General features: G+C 58.5%; 21 protein-coding genes and 1 pseudogene. 14 read left to right on the forward strand and 8 right to left on the reverse strand.

The window, feature by feature from the left end:
* Positions 1–11: 11 nt before the first annotated feature.
* Positions 12–1,445 (reverse strand): FAD-dependent monooxygenase, encoded by a 1,434-nt coding sequence (locus ACQZ63_RS24955; protein ID WP_173998250.1) that lies wholly within the window; start codon positions 1,443–1,445, stop codon positions 12–14.
* A gap of 75 nt (positions 1,446–1,520) precedes the next feature.
* Between ACQZ63_RS24955 and ACQZ63_RS24960 the strand changes: the two genes are divergently transcribed.
* From ACQZ63_RS24960 to ACQZ63_RS24980, 5 genes are all read left to right on the forward strand, one after another.
* On the forward strand, positions 1,521–2,150 hold the full coding sequence (locus tag ACQZ63_RS24960; protein WP_173998252.1) for a TetR/AcrR family transcriptional regulator C-terminal domain-containing protein: 630 nt from the start codon (positions 1,521–1,523) through the stop codon (positions 2,148–2,150).
* An 82-nt stretch (positions 2,151–2,232) separates the two neighbouring features.
* Positions 2,233–3,228, forward strand: a complete 996-nt coding sequence (locus ACQZ63_RS24965) for a carbon-nitrogen hydrolase family protein (protein WP_173998254.1) — start codon at positions 2,233–2,235, stop codon at positions 3,226–3,228.
* A 3-nt stretch (positions 3,229–3,231) separates the two neighbouring features.
* Positions 3,232–3,927: an alpha/beta fold hydrolase gene (locus tag ACQZ63_RS24970; RefSeq protein ID WP_173998256.1), complete on the forward strand. Its 696-nt coding sequence runs from the start codon at positions 3,232–3,234 to the stop codon at positions 3,925–3,927.
* Complete coding sequence (locus ACQZ63_RS24975; protein ID WP_173998258.1) at positions 3,924–4,250, forward strand: nitrile hydratase; 327 nt, start codon at positions 3,924–3,926, stop codon at positions 4,248–4,250. The genes ACQZ63_RS24970 and ACQZ63_RS24975 overlap by 4 nt, the downstream gene beginning before the upstream one ends.
* A complete protein-coding gene (locus ACQZ63_RS24980) occupies positions 4,247–4,609 on the forward strand; it encodes a hypothetical protein (RefSeq protein ID WP_173998261.1) in 363 nt (120 codons plus the stop codon). Before ACQZ63_RS24975 ends, ACQZ63_RS24980 begins: the two co-directional genes overlap by 4 nt.
* A gap of 41 nt (positions 4,610–4,650) precedes the next feature.
* Here ACQZ63_RS24980 and ACQZ63_RS24985 read toward each other — a convergent pair whose 3' ends face one another.
* Positions 4,651–5,229, reverse strand: a complete 579-nt coding sequence (locus ACQZ63_RS24985; protein WP_173998263.1) for a helix-turn-helix domain-containing protein — start codon at positions 5,227–5,229, stop codon at positions 4,651–4,653.
* Positions 5,230–5,495: 266 nt separating this feature from the next.
* Between ACQZ63_RS24985 and ACQZ63_RS24990 the strand changes: the two genes are divergently transcribed.
* Both ACQZ63_RS24990 and ACQZ63_RS24995 read left to right on the forward strand, forming a co-directional pair.
* On the forward strand, positions 5,496–6,719 hold the full coding sequence (locus ACQZ63_RS24990) for an MFS transporter (RefSeq protein WP_236776487.1): 1,224 nt from the start codon (positions 5,496–5,498) through the stop codon (positions 6,717–6,719).
* A gap of 6 nt (positions 6,720–6,725) precedes the next feature.
* Entirely contained in the window at positions 6,726–7,775 is a 1,050-nt protein-coding gene (locus ACQZ63_RS24995) for a glutathione S-transferase family protein (protein ID WP_173998265.1), read from the forward strand.
* Between the two features lie 198 nt (positions 7,776–7,973).
* On the opposite strand, the gene ACQZ63_RS25000 is transcribed toward ACQZ63_RS24995, so the two are convergent.
* Complete coding sequence (locus tag ACQZ63_RS25000) at positions 7,974–8,831, reverse strand: LysR substrate-binding domain-containing protein (RefSeq protein ID WP_173998266.1); 858 nt, start codon at positions 8,829–8,831, stop codon at positions 7,974–7,976.
* Positions 8,832–8,919: 88 nt separating this feature from the next.
* On the opposite strand from ACQZ63_RS25000, the gene ACQZ63_RS25005 reads away from it, so the two are divergent.
* Both ACQZ63_RS25005 and ACQZ63_RS25010 read left to right on the forward strand, forming a co-directional pair.
* Positions 8,920–9,621: a haloacid dehalogenase type II gene (locus tag ACQZ63_RS25005; RefSeq protein WP_173998269.1), complete on the forward strand. Its 702-nt coding sequence runs from the start codon at positions 8,920–8,922 to the stop codon at positions 9,619–9,621.
* Positions 9,622–9,634: 13 nt separating this feature from the next.
* A complete protein-coding gene (locus tag ACQZ63_RS25010; protein WP_173998271.1) occupies positions 9,635–10,426 on the forward strand; it encodes an aldolase in 792 nt (263 codons plus the stop codon).
* A gap of 53 nt (positions 10,427–10,479) precedes the next feature.
* Here ACQZ63_RS25010 and ACQZ63_RS25015 read toward each other — a convergent pair whose 3' ends face one another.
* The gene (locus ACQZ63_RS25015; protein ID WP_173998273.1) at positions 10,480–11,400 is read right to left on the reverse strand and encodes a LysR substrate-binding domain-containing protein; all 921 of its coding nucleotides are present in this window, start codon (positions 11,398–11,400) and stop codon (positions 10,480–10,482) included.
* Positions 11,401–11,498: 98 nt separating this feature from the next.
* Here ACQZ63_RS25015 and ACQZ63_RS25020 point away from each other — a divergent pair, with 98 nt between their 5' ends.
* Genes ACQZ63_RS25020 through ACQZ63_RS25030 form a run of 3 tightly spaced genes read left to right on the forward strand, consistent with a single transcriptional unit; the run spans position 11,499 to position 13,506 of the window.
* The gene (locus ACQZ63_RS25020; protein WP_173998275.1) at positions 11,499–12,290 is read left to right on the forward strand and encodes an SDR family NAD(P)-dependent oxidoreductase; all 792 of its coding nucleotides are present in this window, start codon (positions 11,499–11,501) and stop codon (positions 12,288–12,290) included.
* 14 nt (positions 12,291–12,304) lie between these two features.
* Positions 12,305–12,607 carry a putative quinol monooxygenase gene (locus ACQZ63_RS25025; RefSeq protein ID WP_173998277.1) on the forward strand — a complete coding sequence of 101 codons (303 nt, stop codon included), beginning with the start codon at positions 12,305–12,307 and terminating at the stop codon, positions 12,605–12,607.
* A 56-nt stretch (positions 12,608–12,663) separates the two neighbouring features.
* Positions 12,664–13,506, forward strand: coding sequence for a type 1 glutamine amidotransferase domain-containing protein (locus ACQZ63_RS25030; RefSeq protein WP_173998279.1), 843 nt, complete (start codon positions 12,664–12,666; stop codon positions 13,504–13,506).
* A gap of 522 nt (positions 13,507–14,028) precedes the next feature.
* On the opposite strand, the gene ACQZ63_RS25035 is transcribed toward ACQZ63_RS25030, so the two are convergent.
* The 4 genes and pseudogenes from ACQZ63_RS25035 to ACQZ63_RS25050 form a co-directional block, all read right to left on the reverse strand.
* Positions 14,029–15,132: a nucleotidyl transferase AbiEii/AbiGii toxin family protein gene (locus tag ACQZ63_RS25035; RefSeq protein WP_173998281.1), complete on the reverse strand. Its 1,104-nt coding sequence runs from the start codon at positions 15,130–15,132 to the stop codon at positions 14,029–14,031.
* Complete coding sequence (locus ACQZ63_RS25040) at positions 15,113–15,853, reverse strand: DUF6088 family protein (protein ID WP_173998283.1); 741 nt, start codon at positions 15,851–15,853, stop codon at positions 15,113–15,115. The genes ACQZ63_RS25035 and ACQZ63_RS25040 overlap by 20 nt, the downstream gene beginning before the upstream one ends.
* A gap of 426 nt (positions 15,854–16,279) precedes the next feature.
* Positions 16,280–17,401 carry an NADH:flavin oxidoreductase/NADH oxidase gene (locus ACQZ63_RS25045; RefSeq protein WP_173998285.1) on the reverse strand — a complete coding sequence of 374 codons (1,122 nt, stop codon included), beginning with the start codon at positions 17,399–17,401 and terminating at the stop codon, positions 16,280–16,282.
* A gap of 259 nt (positions 17,402–17,660) precedes the next feature.
* Positions 17,661–17,951: pseudogene (locus ACQZ63_RS25050) on the reverse strand (M20/M25/M40 family metallo-hydrolase); the annotation flags it as partial.
* Positions 17,952–18,461: 510 nt separating this feature from the next.
* Between ACQZ63_RS25050 and ACQZ63_RS25055 the strand changes: the two are divergent.
* The gene (locus tag ACQZ63_RS25055; RefSeq protein WP_173998287.1) at positions 18,462–19,451 is read left to right on the forward strand and encodes a sugar phosphate isomerase/epimerase family protein; all 990 of its coding nucleotides are present in this window, start codon (positions 18,462–18,464) and stop codon (positions 19,449–19,451) included.
* Positions 19,452–19,503: 52 nt separating this feature from the next.
* Positions 19,504–20,565: a sugar ABC transporter substrate-binding protein gene (locus tag ACQZ63_RS25060; protein WP_173998289.1), complete on the forward strand. Its 1,062-nt coding sequence runs from the start codon at positions 19,504–19,506 to the stop codon at positions 20,563–20,565.
* Positions 20,566–20,607 lie beyond the last annotated feature (42 nt).

The raw sequence follows: 20,607 nt of genomic DNA on the forward strand, positions 1-20,607 counted from the left end.
GATACTCTCCCTTATTTCTGATCGATCGCAGCGACATAACCGTCGGGCCTGACCAACAGCGCCCGAACGCCGCGAAGGGCGGCATGATCGGAAGGATCTGCCGACAAGGATTTGACGCTGCTGGATCGCAACCATTCCGGCCCGGAAACCGATGCGCCCGGCTTGAAGGAAAGGTGAAGCCAACCTCCTTCGACCAGCAGGCTGTAGAGCGATATCGGTCCGCCGTCCCTACTGACAAGTTCGATATCGGGAACGCGTACCCCTGCCGCCAATTGTCCGGCAGTAAGGGCCGCCTTCGCATCTGCGCCATAGGCGACGTCGAAACCGGAAAGCTCACCGGCAAGACGATGATTGACTGCCGGAATTTTCAGGAGTTCGTTCAGCGTCCCGCGCAAGGCAAGGGTCGCCGGATCGAACCGGGTGACGAGCGCGACCTGCGCCAGGGTATTGGTGTAGAGAATTTGTCCTATCGGACGCCGTTCCTCGTCATAGGTATCAAGCAGTTTGTCGGACGCTTCGCCCTTCACGACTGCGGCCAGTTTCCAGCCGAGGTTCAATGCGTCCTGCAGTCCGACATTCATGCCCTGTCCGCCCATGGGGGCGTGGATATGGGCGGCATCGCCGGCGAGCAGGATGCGGCCCTTGCGATAGGTTCCGGCAAGGCGCGTCTCATCGGCGAAACGCGAGAGCCAGATCGGGTCGCGAGGCTGATAGTCCTCGCCGATAATGCGCGCGGTCGGTCCCGCTACCTCTTCCAGAGTGACCGGTTCGGTTCGCGGCACATGGGTCCTCTGCGGATCCACGAGCACGATGCGGTGGTGTTTGCCGTCACCGAGAGGCGCGATCATCACCGAGCCATGCTCATTGGTGACCGACACGACGGGTTTTGCCGGTGGCGAGGCAAGAACCACGTCTGCCAGCATAAGCGAATTGCGGGCTTCTGCTCCAGCATAGGAGATGCCAGCCTGTTCCCGCACGATGCTGCGAGCGCCATCCGCTCCCACCACATAGGCGCCGGAATACTCTCCGCCATCGGTAGAGATGTGCACCCGGTTCCCGTCGTCCAGAATTCCGGTTGCTGCCACGCCCCGCACTATGACGACGCCGAGTTCAGTCGCGCGTTCTTCCAGACGCTCCTCGGTCACGGCCTGCGGAATAAACAGGGTGTAGGGGAAGCGCGTGTCAAAGGGTGAGAAATCCAGCCGCGTATCGAGGACCGCGTAGTGGCCGGTCGGGATCGGTTTGCCGGTGCTGAGGAAGCGATCGGCAAAGCCGCGCAAGGCAAATACTTCCAGCGAACGTCCATGGATGGTGAGCGCACGCGACTGCACCGTTCGCTCGGTACGCCGCTCAAGAACGGCGACATCCACGCCGGCAAGTTTCAACTCGCAGGCCAGCCACAGTCCCACAGGCCCGGCGCCGACAACAATAACATCATAGTTCATGAGGAGTGCTCCAATCTAACGTTGTTAGATTTGCCTAACAGTGTTAGAGAGTCAACAGAAAAACTGGAGGCGGACATGCGCATTGTGAAAACCGAGGTCATCGCGACGGCACTGAAGCTGCTGGATGAGGTCGGTATGGACGGGCTGACCATGCGTAAGCTGGCAGACGCCCTGAATATTCAGGCGCCGTCGCTTTATTGGCATTTCGCCAACAAGGACGCCTTGCTGGAAGGGATGGCGGATGCCCTGATGGAGCCGGTCGCTGCAAACAATCCGGAAGGCGAGGCCTGGGATGCAAGGCTTGGGCGAGTGGCTGCCGAAGTGCGCCATGCACTGCTGTCGCGCCGCGATGCCGCGCGCGTCTTTGCGGGCACCTATCCCTTGTCCGATAATGTGCTGCGCGTTGGCTCGCTTCTGATCGGCTCTCTCAAGCAAGCCGGCGCGGACGACCGGGTCGCAAGTTGGGGTGCGTTCACGGTCGTCTATTTCGTGATCGGCTTTGTGATAGAGGAGCAGGCCCTGGGCGGCGGTAAGACGAACTCGGGCCGTGAGGAGGCACAAATTGCCGCTGAGTTCCCCCTTGCCGCGATCGCAATGCATGAGATTGCCGGAACAAACGCCGATCAGCGTTTTGCTTTTGGGCTCGACTTGCAGATACGAGCGTTGCGAGCGCTGATCAGTGAAACTGCCACGAACAGTCTCTGAGGAACTTAAATTCACCAATGGACAACTCTGTTGTCTCTTGGTAATCATTGCTCCGCTTTATTAAAAAAGGGGAGCACTTCTAATGAAGACACCAATCAAGGTCGCCTGCGTGCAGGCGGCGCCGGCGTTTCTGGATCTCGAAGCGGGCGTAGAAAAGGCAATCAAACTTATCACCGAGGCATCGGAAAATGGCGCCAGACTGATCGCCTTTCCGGAGACCTGGCTGCCGGGTTATCCGTGGTTCCTGTGGCTGGATTCACCTGCCTGGGGCATGCGTTTCGTCAAGCAATACCACGAGAACTCGCTTATCCTCGGAAGCGAGCAGGCCAAGCTGATCAGTGAAGCGGCCGGCAAGGCAGGCATTTTCGTGGTGATGGGTTACAGCGAGCGCGACGCTGGTAGTCTTTACATGGGCCAGTGGATCATCGACGACAAGGGCGAGACCGTCGGGGTACGGCGCAAGCTCAAGCCAACCCATGTCGAGCGCACCTTGTTCGGCGAAAGCGACGGTTCTTCACTTGCGGTCCACGCGACAGAGATTGGCAACATAGGCGCGTTGTGCTGCTGGGAGCATCTTCAGCCGCTCTCCAAATATGCCCTCTACTCGCAGCATGAGGAAATCCATGTGGCTGCATGGCCGAGTTTCAGTGTTTATCGTGGCGCTGCCAATGCGCTGGGCCCGGAGGTCAATATTGCTGCGTCGCGTCTCTACGCAGTCGAGGGCCAGTGCTTCGTGCTTGCACCATGCGCCACCGTTTCGCCTGACATGATCGAACTGCTGTGCGGCGATGACGCAACGAAGAACGCCCTTTTGCAAGGGGGTGGTGGCCATGCTCGCATCTTCGGCCCCGATGGAAGCGAGCTCGCTACGCCGCTCAACGAGACCGAGGAAGGACTGCTTTACGCGGAGCTCGATCCCGCGGCTATCATCTACGCCAAGGCCGCCGCAGATCCGGTCGGGCATTATTCAAGACCCGATGTCGTGAGGCTCATGCTGAACCGGACTGCCCAAAGGAAAGTCGTATCGTTCGACGAACCAGCCAGTGAACTGGCAGGCTTCGATGTGATGGAAGGTTGAGCCATGGCTGTTTTTGTACTTGTTCACGGCTCCTGGGCGGGTGGCTGGCAATGGCAACCAATACGCCGCCTCCTCGAAGCGAAGGGGCACCGGGTTCTTGCGCCGAGCCTTACCGGTCTGGCGGATCGTTTTCATCTGGCGACCGAAGAGACCGGATTATCAACCCATATCGAAGACGTCGCGCGCCTGATCGAGTGGGAGCGCATGGAGGACGTCGTGCTGGTCGGTCACAGCTACGGTGGCATGGTGATCACCGGCGTCGCATCCCGCGTTGCTGGACAGTTGCGACGCCTCGTATATGTCGATGCATTTTTTCCGAAGGCCGGTGAATGCGCCTGGGATTTGCTGCCGTGGCAGCGCGACGCGTTCCAGATGCTCCGCCTGGAAGATCGACCCTGGCTGGTTCGTCCCGTGGAGACAAAAGCTTTCTTCCCTGAACTTGGAGATGTCGATGACAGCAGGCTCACGCCAATGCCGATCAAGACACATGAGGAACCGCTGCCCCAGGGTGAGCCCGGTGGAATTGCGGGAACCTTTATTCATTGCATTGCTCGTCCATCGTATTTCGACGATGTGGCCAAACGTGCCGGCGAAGCTGGCATGACGGTCAAAACACTGGATGCCGGACATATGGTGATCCTGACCCATCCGCAGGAGGTTGCCGACATCCTGCTTGCAGCCGTAGAGGAAAGACCATGAAGCAAACCCTTGAGCGCGCCTTGATCGAGAAGGCGTGGCGCGATCCCGCATTCCGCGAGGCCATCGAGACCGACCCGAAATCCGCTCTGAAATCGATGGGCGTGGAGGTGTCCGACGATGTGAAAATCGACATACGCATGCAGCGTCGCGATACCCTTTACTATGTCATTCCACCATCCGCGGAACATGCGGCCGACGCCGGGAATATCATCAACCAGATGGACCTCTGGCAGAGCGCGGAACTCTTCTGCTGGATCATGCCGCAGGCATTGAAGCTTGAACTGCTTGGCATGCGGCAGAGCTATCGAAGGAACAACGAATGAGCGAGAGGCACGATATTTTCACAGCGCACTACCGGGAAATTCGCCGCGATGGTGACCTCAGGCAACGCTTGATCGAGGATCCTGTTTCGGGATTGACTGAGCATTTTGGCGTGATGCCGGCGGGCGACTACAAGGTGGAGGTCGTGGCCGAGGAGCGGGACACGATCACGATCATGCTTCCCGAGCCGGTCGATGGCGATACCAGCGAGCCGGCGATCGACGCAGCGAGCCGTCGCATCTACGATATCCTCTTCACCGACGGCGTTGGAGGCTATCTCATCCCGGATGATGGACTGACGTGGGTATTGCGGGATATGCGCTCGCTCTGGTCAAAAGTCCCCGTGAAAGACGGGGTCTGAAAACCTCTGGCAAACAGGCGCCGGTGTGGAACCGGCGCCTGCTATTTGCCGGCGATCACGATGAAGACACGGTTGAGATCCTTTCGTCCGCGGATCACGTGCTTCAGTCGTCCGGGAAACTGAAGGTAGTCACCTTCGGCCAGGATCATTACCTTGTCCGCAACGCGAATTTCGACCTCCCCGTCGAGAACATAGAAGCTTTCCTCGCCGCCATGGTGCGCCTCATTGATGCGCTCGGCATTGGCGGTCATTTCCAGGATGAACGCATCGAGGCCGCTGTTTTCTGTTGGCCTGCTCAGCGTGACGAAACCGTAGCCGCCATCACGGACCTCGGTGTGATGCAGTTTGCGTTCTTCCCGGCGAACAAGGCGGAAGGTGTCGTCGTCCACCTGCTCGCCAAGCAGGGACGACACAGACGTGTTGAGCACTGCGGCAAGACGCAGCAACGCAGCAACGGAAAGCGCCTTCTCTCCTCTTTCGAAACGAGAAAGATGCCCTTTGGTCAGACCCGTCAGTTCCGCCACCCGGTCGAGCGTGAGATTGCGCCTCTGGCGTAGCGCCCGCGCCTGGGGGCCGAAGTCCGAAGCCGCGTTGGTAATGGAATGAGAGGGGATACTCATCAGATGGATCCTGTTGTCCTGCAGAAAACTGCAGCGCACATAGCACAGCCCAGCGCAGGGCTCTAATCGAAATTTATGATCGGGTTCCGTTTATCTACTCCGTTTTCGCACTTGCGAAAACCACGGCTCCGAGTTATCTGTATCCCATAAGACAACATTGTTGTCCAAACAAGGGGAACGTCATGAATGATACAATTGCTGCCATGCCGGCAGATCGCACTGCCGTGTCAAAAAGCGGCAGGCTCATCAAGGTTGGAGCGGCCACTATGGCCGGGACAATCATCGAGGGTTTTGATTTCCTCGCCTATGGTACCGCCGCGGCCCTGGTCTTCAATCACCTCTACTTTCCATCCGACAACCCGGCCACGGCGACACTCGCAGCATTTGGCGCCTTTGCAGCGGGTTTCTTTGCGCGCCCGCTTGGAGGCATGATCTTTGGTCATTTTGGCGATCGCGCCGGGCGCAAGGCGATGCTTTCGCTCAGCCTGCTGCTGATGGGGATCGCGACAGTGCTGATTGGGCTGCTGCCAACCTATGCGCAAATCGGCATCTGGGCGCCGGTTCTGCTGGTCACCCTGCGGCTGGCGCAGGGAATTTCCTTTGGTGGCGAGCTGGCGGGCGCCATGCTCATGGCCGTCGAACATGCGCCTGCTCGACAGAAAGGGCTCTTCGGCAGTCTTCCCCAGATGGGTTCCCCCCTTGGATTGCTGTTGTCCACCGGGGCCTTTGCCCTGGTGACGCGCTTGCCGGAGGAAAGTTTTATGAGTTGGGGTTGGCGCCTTCCGTTTCTTGGTAGTGCATTGCTGGTGTTGATTGGCATCTTTATCCGCTCCCAGGTCGACGAAACCCCGGAATTCGAAGCGTCAAGGTCGAAGGCGGCCAAGGTGATGCCTCTGGTGGAGGTTTTCCGTCACCACCGAAAGGCGCTTCTTTTGACGATTGGCGGCAAGCTCGCGGAAGTGACCCTGTATTTCACGATCGTCGTCTTTTCGATTTCCTATGCGATCTCGACCCTTGGCTTTTCCCGTGCGGACGTACTGAACGCCGTCATGCTCGGCGCCGCTTTGCAGGTCGTGACCATACCCTTTTTCGGCTGGCTCGGTGATCGCGTTGGCGCACGGCGTGTTTATGTGACCGGCGGCATAATGCTGGCAGTAATGGCTTTGCCGCTTTTCATGCTGATAGGCTCTGGTTCACTCTTCAACTTCAACATTGCCGTGATCCTGGCGCTTGCACTCAGTTACGCCAGCATGTTTGGGCCGCAGTCGGCGTTGTATAGCGCGCAATTTCCCGCCGAAGTTCGCTATACTGGCATGTCGCTCGGCATCCAGATTGCTGCCGCTCTGGGTGGCGGATTGGCACCGGTCGTGGCGACTTTGCTGATCGGATCCTTCGGGAGCATTTCAGCCGTCGGAGTCTACATCGGTGCCCTGGCCCTGCTGACGACCGTTTGTGCGGTCGCCATGACGGCGCCCGCAAAGGGGGATTGAAGGCTCATGCTGCTTTACGATTTCCCCCGATCCGGAAACTGCCACAAGATTCGTATGCTCCTTTCCATGCTCGGCATGGACTACGAGAAACGTGAAGTGGATCTACTGGCGGCGGAACAATTGGCACCGTCGTTCGAGAGCGTAAATCCCCTTCGGCAGGTCCCCGTTCTCGTTGACGGTGAGACGGTTATACGGGACAGCCAGGCAATTCTCGTTTATCTCGCCAGCACATATGGACGGCAATGGCTTCCTGCTTCTCCGGAAGGCCTTGGCCATGCAGCGGAATGGCTCGCTTTTGCGGGTAAGGAGATTGCCTCCAGCCTCCCGCCCGTCCGTCTCTATCACCTGACCGGCGAAAAAACGGATATCGAGACTGCGGCACGCACGAGTGAGCGGGTGTTGTTTATTCTGGAAATGCATTTGCAAAACCGGTCGTGGCTTGTCGAGGGCCTACCGAGCGTGGCCGATATCGCCTGCTTTCCCTATGTGGCGCTTTCGCACGAGGCGCGGATCTCGTTGTCTGCCTACCCTGCCGTCCGCGCCTGGATCAACCGGATCAGGGCGCTCCCCGGATATGTCGAGATGCCTGGACTGGAGGGGGCACCTCAGCTGCCATTCAGATATTCTGATCGACTACCCTTCATGTCGGCAAACTGGATGGCACTGGCCCGGGAGATGTTGCAGGCAAGCCTGATCGATGCGCCCAGCCTCAGCCAGGGCAGCGTCCGGATAGTGGAGCGCTTGCGTAACGCGCCATCAAACCTGGCCTGCAGCCATGGCGGTGAGGCGAGGTTGTTCATCGGCATCGAGAACGGCCATGCCAACGTGGCATATTTCGGGTCAAGCGGTCATGCTAACGGCATCGAAATCGTGTGTGAATGGGAAGATGCCCAGCATACGGCCCTGATGCACGCGGGCCCCGAACTCGATGCGTTCAGGGCTTGGCAGCTATCGGAAAAGCGGGTTTTCATTTGCGGTGACGTGCGCCCGGTGAGCGCCCTGCTTGGCGCAGTTCATGACCGGCTTGCAGGCCGTAGCCAGGCACACGAGGGGTGAGTTTCGTAAGCACAGGCCGAGAGAAGCTCCCTGGCATCAAAGTTTCCGCTCGCTGCAATCGCGATGCGTGAGATTGCCGGAGCCAATGCCGATCAACGTTTTGCGTTTGGGCTCGATCTGCAGATCGTAGGCTTGAAGGCGGCGCTTCGCCTTTCCTGAAACGGTAGCAAGGTCACTCGCGCACCTTCGCCTAGGACATTACGACCCCAGACTATCCGTCAGGAAGCGGCCGACGGACTGCGCCTCTGCAGAGAGGCTCGCCCGTCCTTTCACCAGCGCCATCTCGGAGGCGGGCTGATCACCAAACCCATCCAGCGGTCCGAGTTGCCGGTGTTCGGAAAGCACCGCATCGGAAGGCAATAGACTGATCCCGAGACCGGAAGCGACCGCTGCCTGCACACCCATCAGACCCTGGCTGGTATAGGCGATCCGCCAGCGGCGACCACTGCGCTCGATCGCGCGGATGGCGCGATCCCGGTAGATGCATCCGACGGGAAACACCGCGAGAGGGACCGGATCCGTCTCGACTGGACGGGCGGCACTTTCCACCCAGATCAGTTTTTCCTTCCAACTCGCAAGACATGCCCCATCGCCAGGCTCGCGCTTGATCAGTGCCAGTTCGATCTCGCCTGCGTCCAACAAGCGGCGGAGCTCGGTGCTCCACCCGCTAACTGTGTCGAGCCTTATATGAGGCGATGCGACCGAAAATCCTGACAGCAGATCGATGAGGCGCCGTCCGGCGAAATCTTCCGGCACGCCGAGACGGACCGTGCGCGGAGCCGAAGGTTTTCGCATGATCTCGGCGGTCTCATCGGCCATGGCGAGGATTTTGCGCGCATAGCTCAGCAGCAACTCGCCGGCCTCAGTCGTTTCCACGGTTCCGCTCGATTTATCCCGACGCAGCAGGGAGGTGCCTAAATTGACCTCCAGCTTCTTGATCTGCTGGCTCACCGTCGATTGTGTCAGATGAACCCGTTCGGCCGCCTTCGTAAAGCCGCGACAGTCGACGACTGCAGCAAAGGTTTTCAGAAGATCCAGATCGAAGCCGAAGCTCATTTGATTTCTCGATGACAATTATGATGAGATTTAATTTCTCAATCAATGTGGGTTTTGTCAATCTCGGGGAAATCCAAGGAGAAGATACATGACCCTGATTGGACCCAAGCCGACCTGGCTAACCTTTGATTGCTATGGAACCCTGATTCAGTGGGACGAAGGGCTGCTTGCTGCAATGGACAGAATACTGTCCGCAAAAGGTGGCGATATCGACCAGAAGGCCTTCATCTCGATCTACGACCAACATGAACATTCGCTGGAGGAGGAGCGTCCGCACCGCACGTTTGCCGAGGTCAGCGCGCTTGCGCTGGAACGAGCCATGGGCGAATTCGGCCTTCCGTTTGAGGTCTCGGATGCGGAAATCCTGACCTCGTCGATCGGCAAGATGCCGCCGTTTCCGGAGGTGGTTGCAACACTGGAAAAGCTGAAGGCAGCCGGCTTTCGTCTGGCAATCATCTCCAATACCGATGATGCCATCATTGCTGGAAACGTAGCCCAACTTGGTAGCCACATCGACCGCGTCATCACGGCTGAACAGGCCGGTGCCTACAAGCCATCCAGCCAGATCTTCCATCACGCCTGGAAAAGCTTCGGCATCAGCATGGATGAACTGGTGCATATCTGCGCCAGCCCGCATCTTGATCTCGCCGCGGCCCGTGAGCTTGGCTTTCGTACTGTCTGGATCGATCGTGGCACGGGCCGCAAACCACTCGCTGACTACCACCCGAATGAAATCGTTCCGACGCTCGACAAGCTCCCCGCAGTGATTGCCGCGGCTGGCTGGATGTAACAAGGAGACAAGCATGGCTCACGAACTCAATATCTCGAATGCAAATGCCGCTGTTCGCCGCAATGTCTCGTTGGATACCGATGAGATATGGCAGGCACGGGTCGATCTGGCCGCCTGTCTGCGGATGGCGGCGCGGCTGGGGCTGGAAGAGGGTATCTGCAACCATTTCTCCGCCATCGTGCCCGGCCATCCCGACCTCTTCATCGTCAACCGTCTGGGTTGGGCCTTTCAGGAGGCGACGGCATCCTCTTTGCTGATCTGTGATTTCGAAGGCAATGTGGTCGCAGGCGATGGGGTGCCCGAGGCGACGGCCTTCTTCATCCATGCACGACTGCACAAGATGGCGCCGCGGGTTGGAGCCGCCTTCCACACCCATATGCCAAATGCGACTGCGCTCAGCATGGTGGAAGGCGAGCCCTTGGTCTGGGCTGGCCAAACGGCGCTGAAATTCTACGGCCGCGTGGCAGTCGACGAAAATTACAATGGTCTGGCGCTGGACGAAAGCGAAGGCGACAGGATCGCCTCGGTCCTCGGGGACAAGGACATCCTGTTCATGAAAAACCATGGCGTCATGGTTTGTGCACCCAACATCGCCGAAGCCTGGGACGATCTCTATTATCTCGAGCGGGCCGCCGAGGTTCAGTTGAAGGCAATGGGTTCCGGCCGCAAACTGCTGCCGGTCGTGCCCGCTGTCGCCGATGAAGCGGCAAGGCAGATGCGCGAAGGGGACCCCGAAAGTGCCAGAATGCATCTGGAGAGCATCCGGCGGGTCCTCGACCGGCAGGCGCCAGAGTATCGCGATTGATGGAACAGGAAAGGCGACGCGTTGGCATTCGCCTTTCCCATATTCCGTCCGGGTCAGGACGTCCCTTTCAGCAGCGGTGAATCACCCAGTGTCACGACCATATGCTCGATGAAGGCACGGACGCGGTGGGGCAGGGGACCACCACCAACATAGACGGCATGCACCAGTTCAAGATCGCCTGGATTGAAGTCTTCGAGCAGTGGAATCAACCGCCCCGCTGCGATGTCGTCGGCCACATGGAACAGGCCGACGCGGGCAATGGCGGCGCCGGCCAGCACCATTTGCTTCATCGTCTCGCCGTTGTTGACGACGATGCTGCCTTGGACCAGTTGAGCGATGTCCCGGTCACGGTCACGAAACGGCCAGGACGGCCTTGCGCGCCGGAAATTGAACGTCAGGCAGTCGTGATACGCAAGATCCGCCGGCGTTTGCGGCGAACCCCTGCGCGCCAGATAATCGGGTGAAGCGCAGACGACGCGCCTGCTTTGCCCTAGCTTGCGGGCTATCAGCCCGCTGTCCGGCAGGTTGCCCATGCGGATAGCGACGTCGGTCTTTTCCGCCACCAGATCGACAATCCCGTCGGTAAAGGAAAGATCGACGATCAGGTCGGGATTGCGTGCAACGAACTCCGGCATGGCCGGCGCGACGAACATCGTGCCGAACGGTATCGTTGTATTGATCCTCAGTCGCCCGCGCACTGCGCCACCTGCTGCTTCCTGGTCCGCTTCGTTCAGTTCCTGGAGAATCCGAAGCGCGGCATGATAATAGGCCTCGCCTTCTTGCGTGAGTGTCAGAGCGCGGGTGGTTCGCACCAGCAGACGTGTGCCAAGCCTCGTTTCCAGGCGTGCGATCAGCTTGCTGACCGCCGATGGCGTGATGTCGAGGTTGCGGGCCGCGGCGGAGAATCCTCCGGCCTGAACGACGCGGGCAAACACTTCCATTTCTCCCGAACGTTCCATCAGGATGCGCGGCATTGATGATCCTCATTCACAGGTGCATGTCTTGTGTGGGCAATAGTAAGTCCGACTTTCAAATCATAAATTGTCCTCAACATCAATCTGGAGACACGGATATGGATCTGCAACTGAACGGGAAGACTGCCCTCGTGACCGGTGCCACCGCTGGCATAGGCCTCGAGATTGCCCGCACGCTTGCCGTAGAAGGCGCGCGCGTCGTCATTACGGGACGTGACCGCGCCAAGCTCGACAGCGCGATCTCTTCCGTCAAGGCATCGGGCGGATTGGACATCACTGGCGTTCTGGCAGACGCAGCCAGCGCTGAGGGTGCCGCGATCATCGCGAAGGCCGAACCGGCGATCGATATTCTCGTCAACAATCTCGGCATCTACGAGAGCAAGGCCTTCGGCGACATCACCGACGTCGACTGGAGCCATCTATTCGACGTCAATGTCATGAGCGGCGTGCGCCTGTCGCGCACCTATCTGCCCGGCATGCTGGAGCGCAACTGGGGCCGGATCATCTTCATTTCCAGTGAGTCCGGCCTCGCCATCCCTGAGGACATGATCCACTACGCAACGAGCAAGACGGCGCAACTGTCGATCTCGCGCGGATTGGCGCAGTTGACACGCGGCACCAATGTCACGGTCAATTCCGTGCTGCCTGGACCGACCCGCTCGGAAGGGATCGAGGCCTTCCTGTGCAGCCAGGCAAGCGACCCGTCCGCGCCGATCAAGCAGATCGAGGCTGAATTTTTCGCCACAGCCCGCGCAGCTTCGATCCTTCAGCGCATGGTGGAGGCGGAAGAGGTGGCAAACCTCGTTGCCTATCTCGCCAGCCCCCGCTCATCCGCCACGAACGGTGCAGCCCTTCGTGCCGAAGGCGGTCTCGTCAACACCATCGCCTGAGAAAGGTGCTACCCATGTCAAACACGCCTTTGGCCATCATCGCCATCACCACAGCAAAGCCCGGCAAGGAGGCGGCGCTTGGCGCCGCCCAGGAAAAACTGGTCACCGAGACTTTGGCCGAAGACGGCTGCCTTCGGTATGAGTTGCATCAGTCGCTTGATGATGGACGCGTGCGCATCTTCGTCGAAACCTGGGCAAGCGAACAACAGTGGCGCGCCCATATGCAGGGAGCCGCCATGCAGCGCTTCCAGGCGAGCGGAGTGGGGGACTATTTTGCCGATTTCGCCCTACATCGGCTGATCAAGGTCGCTGGCTGATCAGCCTCCGTCTTATGCATTCCCAAACAGATTTTCTTACTTTCGGAGACAAACCCATGAAACTTCTGCGCGGCCTCGCCATCGCTCTTACGCTCGGCGCCAGCACTCTCAGTGCCCATGCCGGAAACGTGCTGATCGTCCTGTCCGATTCCGACCGCCTCGGCCTGAAGGACGGCAAGGTATTCGAGACCGGTTTTTACCTCAACGAGTTGATGCAGCCGGTGCAGGCGTTGCGCGACGCCGGCCATGAGATCACTTTCGCCACGCCCAAAGGCACGGCGCCTTCCGTGGACGTAACCTCCATCGACAAGATGTATTTTGGCGGTGATGAAGCCGCGATGAAAGCCAGCGAAGCGCAACTGTCGGAACTGGGCCTACTGTCGAGTGAGAAGTCGCCGGTCATCAGCCTCGCGCGGGTCGAGCAGATAGGTTACGACCATTTCGACGCGGTCTATGTGCCCGGCGGTCACGCACCCATGCAGGATCTTCTGGTGAGTTCCGAACTCGGAAAGCTGCTCACTTGGTTCCATGAAAATGACAGGACCACAGCGCTCGCCTGCCATGGTCCCATCGCGTTGCTCTCCACTTTGCCGGACGCACATGGGTTCGTTACGCAGTTCGAGACGAGCGGAACCGCAAAGGCACAAACGGACTGGATCTATGCCGGCTACAAGCTCACGGTCTTCAGCAACCAGGAAGAGGAAATGGCCAAGGGACTGCTGGGTGGCGGCGAGATGAAATTCTATCCGCAGGATGCGCTCACACAGGCGGGCGGTCAATTTAGTCAGGCTGATGCAGCTTTCTCGGCGCATGTCGTAACGGATCGCGAGCTGATCACCGGCCAGAATCCCGCATCAGCCCCGGCTGTGGCCCAGGAACTGCTGAGCCGATTGAAGTAGCATCTGCCGATGTCGCCTCACTGGGCGAGATCGGTTACGGCTTCACTGCAATGTGGATCATTGCCGTGTTCGCTGGGTTGGTTCTGGATCACATTGGTCGCGCATATACGCCACCATTGTCCTCCCTCGAAATCAGGCTCTGCATTCTGCGCATAGCTGCACTGCAGCAAAGTCCATTTCGTGTGCAGCGAAAATTGGTATTTTAGTTCTCATCGAAGCAATGCATCTCCTCCCGCAGAGCTTCGATTTCAGACGGCCCACTCCTCCTCCCAAGGGGCGTCTGTCAGAACTGCGGCACTCCTCCTCCCAGCCGTTGTTCGGTTCTTTTCGAAAGCCTGCCGCACCTCCTCCCGCGGCAGGCTTTTTCGTCTTGGGGACTGGCTGATGAGAACCCGGGATCGAGCTGCTGTCCTTGCCCTTTTTTCGCTGTTGAACGACGAAAAGGTGATCTTGAGCCGCACCGGCCGTCTGAACGGTAGACCGAGGCGAGCAGGGTCTCTGCAATTTCCAAGATCGACGCAGTCAACCGGCGACCGGATCCTTGTTGAGGAAACGCTCCAGATCCTCGATGCTTTTCATGACAGCCTCGAAAGCAGGCGGTGTCGCAAAGATCATCGCCGACATTCTGTCGTAGTCGGTCGCCAGTTTCTTGCGCATATCGGCGGTCGGCAACAGCCGGAAACTGCCGGGTACTGCCCGATCATAGCGATGGTCCGGTGCACGGAACATCAGTTCCTTGTGCTGCCGGCACGCTTCGGCAAGATCGAGCATGGATGCCGTCGCCTTTCCGTAGTCTGGATGCGTCCAGATCTGATTAACATCGTAATAGTGGCGCGAGTATCGATTGAGGTCGGGGACCTTTCTTTCCGCATTCTGGTCCGCGTTTCGTTTCTCGGTCATTTCCGTCATGGCATGAAGGATGAGGACCTTTTCCCAGAACGTCCGCTCGGGCTTGACGGTCATCACATTGGAGATCGTGAGATCCGAACCGGCCGGCATTTCGGATGCTATGTAGGGGACGATCTCTCGCGTTTCGGCTGGCACCGGATCCGGGCGTGCGCCGCCTTCGATGCGCACCGCCGCCTCGACATAGCCGCCGCTGGTATCAAAGACGCTTCTGTATCCCAGCACCAAAATGTCGAGCGCTTCCTTCTTCCGGTAGGGATCGTACCCGAAGCCGAGCGAAAAATGTCCCGTTTGTCCGATCTCTCCTTCGACCACGGCGATTTCCTCCTCAAGCAAACTCTTGAGTGGCCCGGAGATATAATGCCGTGCTGCCTCGTCCACCTGGTCGGCCAGAGCCTTCTGTTGTTGATTGACAGAGGGGAGAGCGGCGATATCGGTCTCAAGCGGAACTTTCAGGTCCGCCTTGTAAATGCCAATGTCGATGTCCTCGGAAAAACGCTGGATCAGGCTGTAGGCCTTGCTGAGGCTGGTCCCGCCCTTAAAATAGAGGCCAATGGCATCGTCCCTCCGTCGGTTGAACAGGAAGTCGAGCACCCAGCAGACGTAGAGATCCTTCTCGATATTCTCGGCCCGCGTTTCCAGATCGGACGCCGCGGCGGAGAATAGTGCTCTCCGCTCGTCAGCGCTTGAGCGAAGGATTTCAATGAAGCTCTGGCGCATGTTCAGCCTTCCCATCCGGACCTGTTGGAGTGTCTTCATCCACCGGAGCCCGCGGGTCGCGTGTTATCCTTTCTATCGCCTGGTACATCCAGGCAGGGATGGCGTTGATGTTTTCGCGCAGATCCTCGACAATCGGTTGCCTGTGGGGGCTTCGTGCCAGGTAACGGACGATACCATCGACAACCGTCTCCAGATTGGTTCGCTCATCGCGAAACCAGTGGAGGGCCTGGATCACCCGCATCGCTGGCCTCCCTGCCCAGAAAGCGGTCTTTGCCGAAATGCGCTTGAAGTCCAGGATGTAGATGACTGGTCTCACGGCATGCGTATCACCGGCATTGGCCTCGATCTCGATGGTTCGAGGATACGTATCCGCATAGATCGTGGACCGGGCCGGAACAGCCGTTGTCAGGCCAAGATCGTTGGCAGCTGTCATGCCGTCTACGCACACACGCAGCTTGTCGCGCCGTGCAATCGCATCGATAAACGCGGCGCGTGGCGGAAACACCATCTTGCCTGTCAACTGGCTGATGCTGGGCTTGTCATAGAGACCACGATGAGGTCGGCGGATATCGCCGCGGTTGGTCAGCCTCTGCAGCGCCTTTTCGACGGCGTTCGGTGTTGCGATGTCCAGAAAATCGGCACGCGACCAAACGCCCGAAGGCGCTGCGCCGGCGATTCTTTGGTGAATGCGTTCGAGAGTGTCCGATGTGGGATCCGGCATAGCTGTCCTATCTTGTGACCGAAGATTATATATAAACTTTGGTCAGTAGCAACCCATATGCCTGCACTGACCAATTTTTATATCTAAATATTGGTCACCATGGTGATTGCTCATGCTTTCGTATAGTCCTCTTGAAAGCGGTGATCAGGCCCTCGTCGTTCGTCAGCTTGCACATGGCAACGATAGCCGGAGACAGTTTCAAGCCGAGCGTATATCCGCTCGATTAGATCTTGTCTCGCTAGTCATCATTCTGGGAAGCCTGTGTCCGGAAAAGCTTCAAAACAGAGCCTTACGGCAGACCAAAAAAGCCTAAGCCGCTGATACGAAAAGATAAAAGAAACTCACATCGAAGGTTCGATCCTCATCAAGGCGCGTAAGTACCAGCTAAACTTATTTCCAGGCTCAAGCTCCGACCGCGGTGAAATTTCACTGAGGAGAGGAAAGGATGCGGTCACGTTCAGCGACTTGACGGGTCTGGACCGGCCAAAGAGCGTAGTCGCCGCCGAGTTCACGATTGGCATGTAGCGGCCAGTTGGGATCGTTGAGCGCGCCCCGCGCTAAAGCTATAAAATCTGTATCGCCGTTTTCAATGAAGGCTTCGGCTTCAAAGGCATCGCCCAACAGTCCGACTGCGATAGTCGGGATACCGGCGCCTTGTTTTATCGCCCGAGCGAACGGGACTTGATAGGCTGGAGCGGACTTAATGCGGCCCTGAGCAAAGCCGCCGCTAGAGCAGTCGATAGCATCAACACCACGCGCCTTGAGTTCCGTTGCCAGCGCAACGCTGTCGTCCACCTGCCAGCCGTCGGCATTGTTGTCACTGACCGAGAGGCGAACGATGAGCGGTTTTTCGGCTGGCCACACGCTGCGGACGGCTTCGGTGACTTCCAGAACCAGCCGCATTCGATTTAGTCGGCTACCGCCATATTCATCAGTTCGATGGTTGGCGAGCGGCGACAGGAATTGATTGAGCAGGTAACCATGCGCGGCATGGATTTCGACCGTGTCAAAGCCTGCCTGGTTGGCGCGCGTAGCAGCAGCCGCGAAACCGCCGACCACACGGCGGATGCCGTCTCTGTCGAGGGCTTTGGGGACCTGATAGTCAGCGTTGGTTGGGTCGTTTGATTGAGCGCTCGGCCCTACGGGAACCCAGTGCTCGAAGCCCACGGCGCGGCGCTGCTCTTCTGTTGCTGGCTGATCTGCCTTATCCCGCCAAACCGGCGTCGAGGCTTTACGGCCTGCATGGCCAAGTTGAATGCCCACGGCGGCACCTTGGCCGTGCAGGAAATTCACGATCCGGGCAAGCGGGGCAATGTGCTCGTCTTGCCATAGACCGAGGTCGGCGTACGAAATGCGCCCTTCGGGCAGGACCCCTGTGGCCTCAACCAGAACCAACCCGAAGCCTCCCATTCCGAAGCGCCCCAAATGTACATAGTGCCATTCATTGGCAAAGCCATCCCGAGCCGAATACTGGCACATCGGGGAGACGACTGTGCGGTTGCGCAGTGTGACACCACGCAGGGTGATCGGTGAAAAGAGTTTGGACATGAGGGCCGCCGGATACAATTGGAAGGAAAATACGCGGCTAGATGCGCATCACTAAGCTGCCTTGGCAAGCCCCGATAAGCTGATGCAACGAGCCCGGCCAAGTCGCGGCGACCGAGAACGAGAACTGGCATGTCTAGGTCTCTGACGTCTCAAACACCTCAGATCAGATGGACGACTAACAACCGTGGGCTTTTAAGTTCGACCCCGCTCAAGGCGAAAGAAGATGGACGGCCGCTAGCAGGACGGTTGATATAAGTGTTCAAATCTCCGCGGCATCTAGGTTTGTCTCGGCTCCATTCGACATCGCCAAACGACGCCTCACTATCCCTACGTGAAACTGCAAGCCGTGAACCAGTCCCTCGTCATTGAAATCATAGTTCGGATTGCGCAGCGGTGCAGACTTCTCTCCATTACCAAGGAATATGAAGCACCCTGGCACCCTGGTAAGGAACTGGGCGAAGTCTTCCGACGCCGTCATCGGCTTCGCGCTGACCCGAACTTTGGCGGCACCAAAGATATCTCGCGCCACGTCAATCGCTTCATTTGCCAGAACTCTACGCTGCCTGGCCAAAAGCCAATGTATCCCCTCATGTTCCCAATCTGCTCATGCAGCTGGACGCTCTTTAAGCGTTCTCCAGAACCGCGTTATTTTTCGTGTGTGCCGACAAACAGCCAGCGGGGAATTTACGACGCGTCGATGTCGCCGCCTCAATGTTCCGGTCATTGATGTGAACGGCAATCGTCCTGCAGCCAGCCACGTTCGTGGCTCGTTTTGAACGAGGCTGTCACTGCGATGAGCAGGTGCCTTGCGAGATGATCCGTCATCTACACCCTGTGGAACGTAGCCTCGGCGGCGTTGTGCCGCGCCGGCTTTACCGCGAGCAGGACGCGCAATACGGGACCGATCCGAGGCCGACTTTACGTTGCGATCGAGCTCGGGAAAGTGCGAAAAGCGGTGCCCCCGCCGGGCATCCCGCAGCGCACAAACTATTTTACTTTACATGACGACATAAATTTGTGAAGTTTGGCTATCTGATCATTTCCGATAGGGCCGAAGACATTGCCGAATCTCCGTTTTGCTACCCGCCTCAACTCCTTCGCTTCAAACCCAGCCGGTGAATGGCCGGATCTTAAAGGCAAGCCGACCGCTCTGCAGATGGCGGCGCGCGCCGCAAAGGTCGATGGCCTGACAGATCTGGACCTCAATTATCCCGATCACGTCGGTGAAAAGCCTTCAGAACTGAAGCGCAAGCTGGAAGATATTGGTCTGGCAATCAACGGCTTTGCCATGCGCTACTACACCAATCCGGCTTTCAAGCTCGGTGCCTTCACCCATCCCGATGAAAGCGTTCGTCGTGAAGCGATCGACCTGACCAAGGCCGGCATTGATGCCGCCCGCGAAGCCGGTTCCAACCTGATGACCATCTGGCTTGGCCAGGATGGCTTCGATTATGCTTTCCAGGCTGACTATGATCGCATGTGGCAACACGAAATTGACGGAATTCGTGAAGTTTGTGAACATGACGCAGATTGCCTGATCTCGATCGAATACAAGCCGAACGAGCCGCGCTCCTACAGCCTGATGCCGGATTGCGCCACGACGCTTCTGGCGATCAAGGAAGCTGGATGTGCCAACCTCGGCGTCACGCTGGACTTCGCGCATGTGCTTTATGCAGATGAACAGCCGGCTTTCGCCGCGGCAATAATCGCTCGCCACAGCCGTCTGCTCGGCGTTCACCTCAATGACGGCTACGCCAAGCGCGATGACGGCCTGATGGTCGGTGCGGTGCACTCGATTCAGACCATCGAACTGCTGCGCCAGATCCGTCGCGACGGATACGATGGCGCAATCTATTTCGACACCTTCCCTGACATGACCGGCCTCGATCCGGTTCATGAATGCGAAGTCAACATTCAAACCGTCAAGCGCATGCTGAAGGTCGTCGATCGTCTCGAAGGCGACAACCGCCTTGGCAGCGCGATCGACCGTCAGGATGCCGTCACCGCGCAGTCGATCATTCAGGAGGCAATGCTCGGCGACGTCGCTTGAAGAGGCTCCAAGAGACATTTTCTATTCCAACAACCACACCTGGGAGGATACCATGAACAGACACCTGAAATCCGCGATTGCCGGCATGGCGCTGGCGCTGATGGCAAGCGCAGCCTTCGCGCAGGAGCTTGCGCCGCTCAACTCGGATACCGAAAAGGACCGTATCGACTGGTCGCAGCTTGAAGCGAAATATGGCGCGTTTCCGAAAATTCCGGAAGGCACGCGTGCCGGTGGCGTTTCCAAGACGCTCACCAACGAATACTGGCGTTCGCTTGGCGAAGGTTATCAAAAGTTCGGCGAGAAGGCGGGCGTGACGGTTGCATATCAGGCAGCACAGAGCGAGGGCGATCAACTCGGTCAGTTGACGATCGCCGAAGGCATGGTCACCACCGGTTTCAACGTCATTCTCGTGTCGCCGCAGACCGATGCCAACCTGCAGCCGGTCATGGAGCAGGCCAAGGAAGCCAACATCCCCGTCGTCAACGTCAATGATGCCGTCATCCCGCAGGCCGAACATTATGTCGGCAATGTCCAGCGCGACAACGGTGTCCGTGTTGCCAAATGGTTCATCGACAACCGTCCGGAAGGCGGCAAGGTCGCCATCATCGAAGGCCAGGCCGGCGTATTTGCCGCTGTCCAGCGTACAGCGGGCTTCAAGGCCACCATTGGAGAAAACTCCAAGTTCCAGGTCGTCGCCAGCGTTCCGGGCAACTGGGATCGCCAGCAGTCCTACGATGCCGCCACCAACATTCTGCAGCAGAACCCCGATCTCGTCGGCTTCTATTGCAACAATGACGGCATGGCACTCGGCGTCATCGAGGCGGTCAAGGCTGCCGGCCTGCTCGGCAAGGTCGCCGTGTTCGGCACGGATGGCATTTCCGACGCCTACAAGTCGATCGAGGCCGGCGAGCTGACCGGTACGGTCGACAGCTTCCCGATCCTGACCGGTGAAGTGGCGATGGAAACCGCTCTTCGTCTCGTCGCAGGCCAGAAGGTGGCGCGTGTCGTCGCCACGCCGCAGGCGCTGATCACCAAGGACAACCTTGCCAGGTACAAGGGCGACGGCGTCGATGTCCGCGCCGTGCTGATGAAGGATGCTGCGTCCGCGCAGTAATCGCAACAGGAGCCGGTCCTCCCGAGACCGGCTCCCCTCCTT

The organism is Agrobacterium sp. CG160-95 (assembly GCF_053521725.1).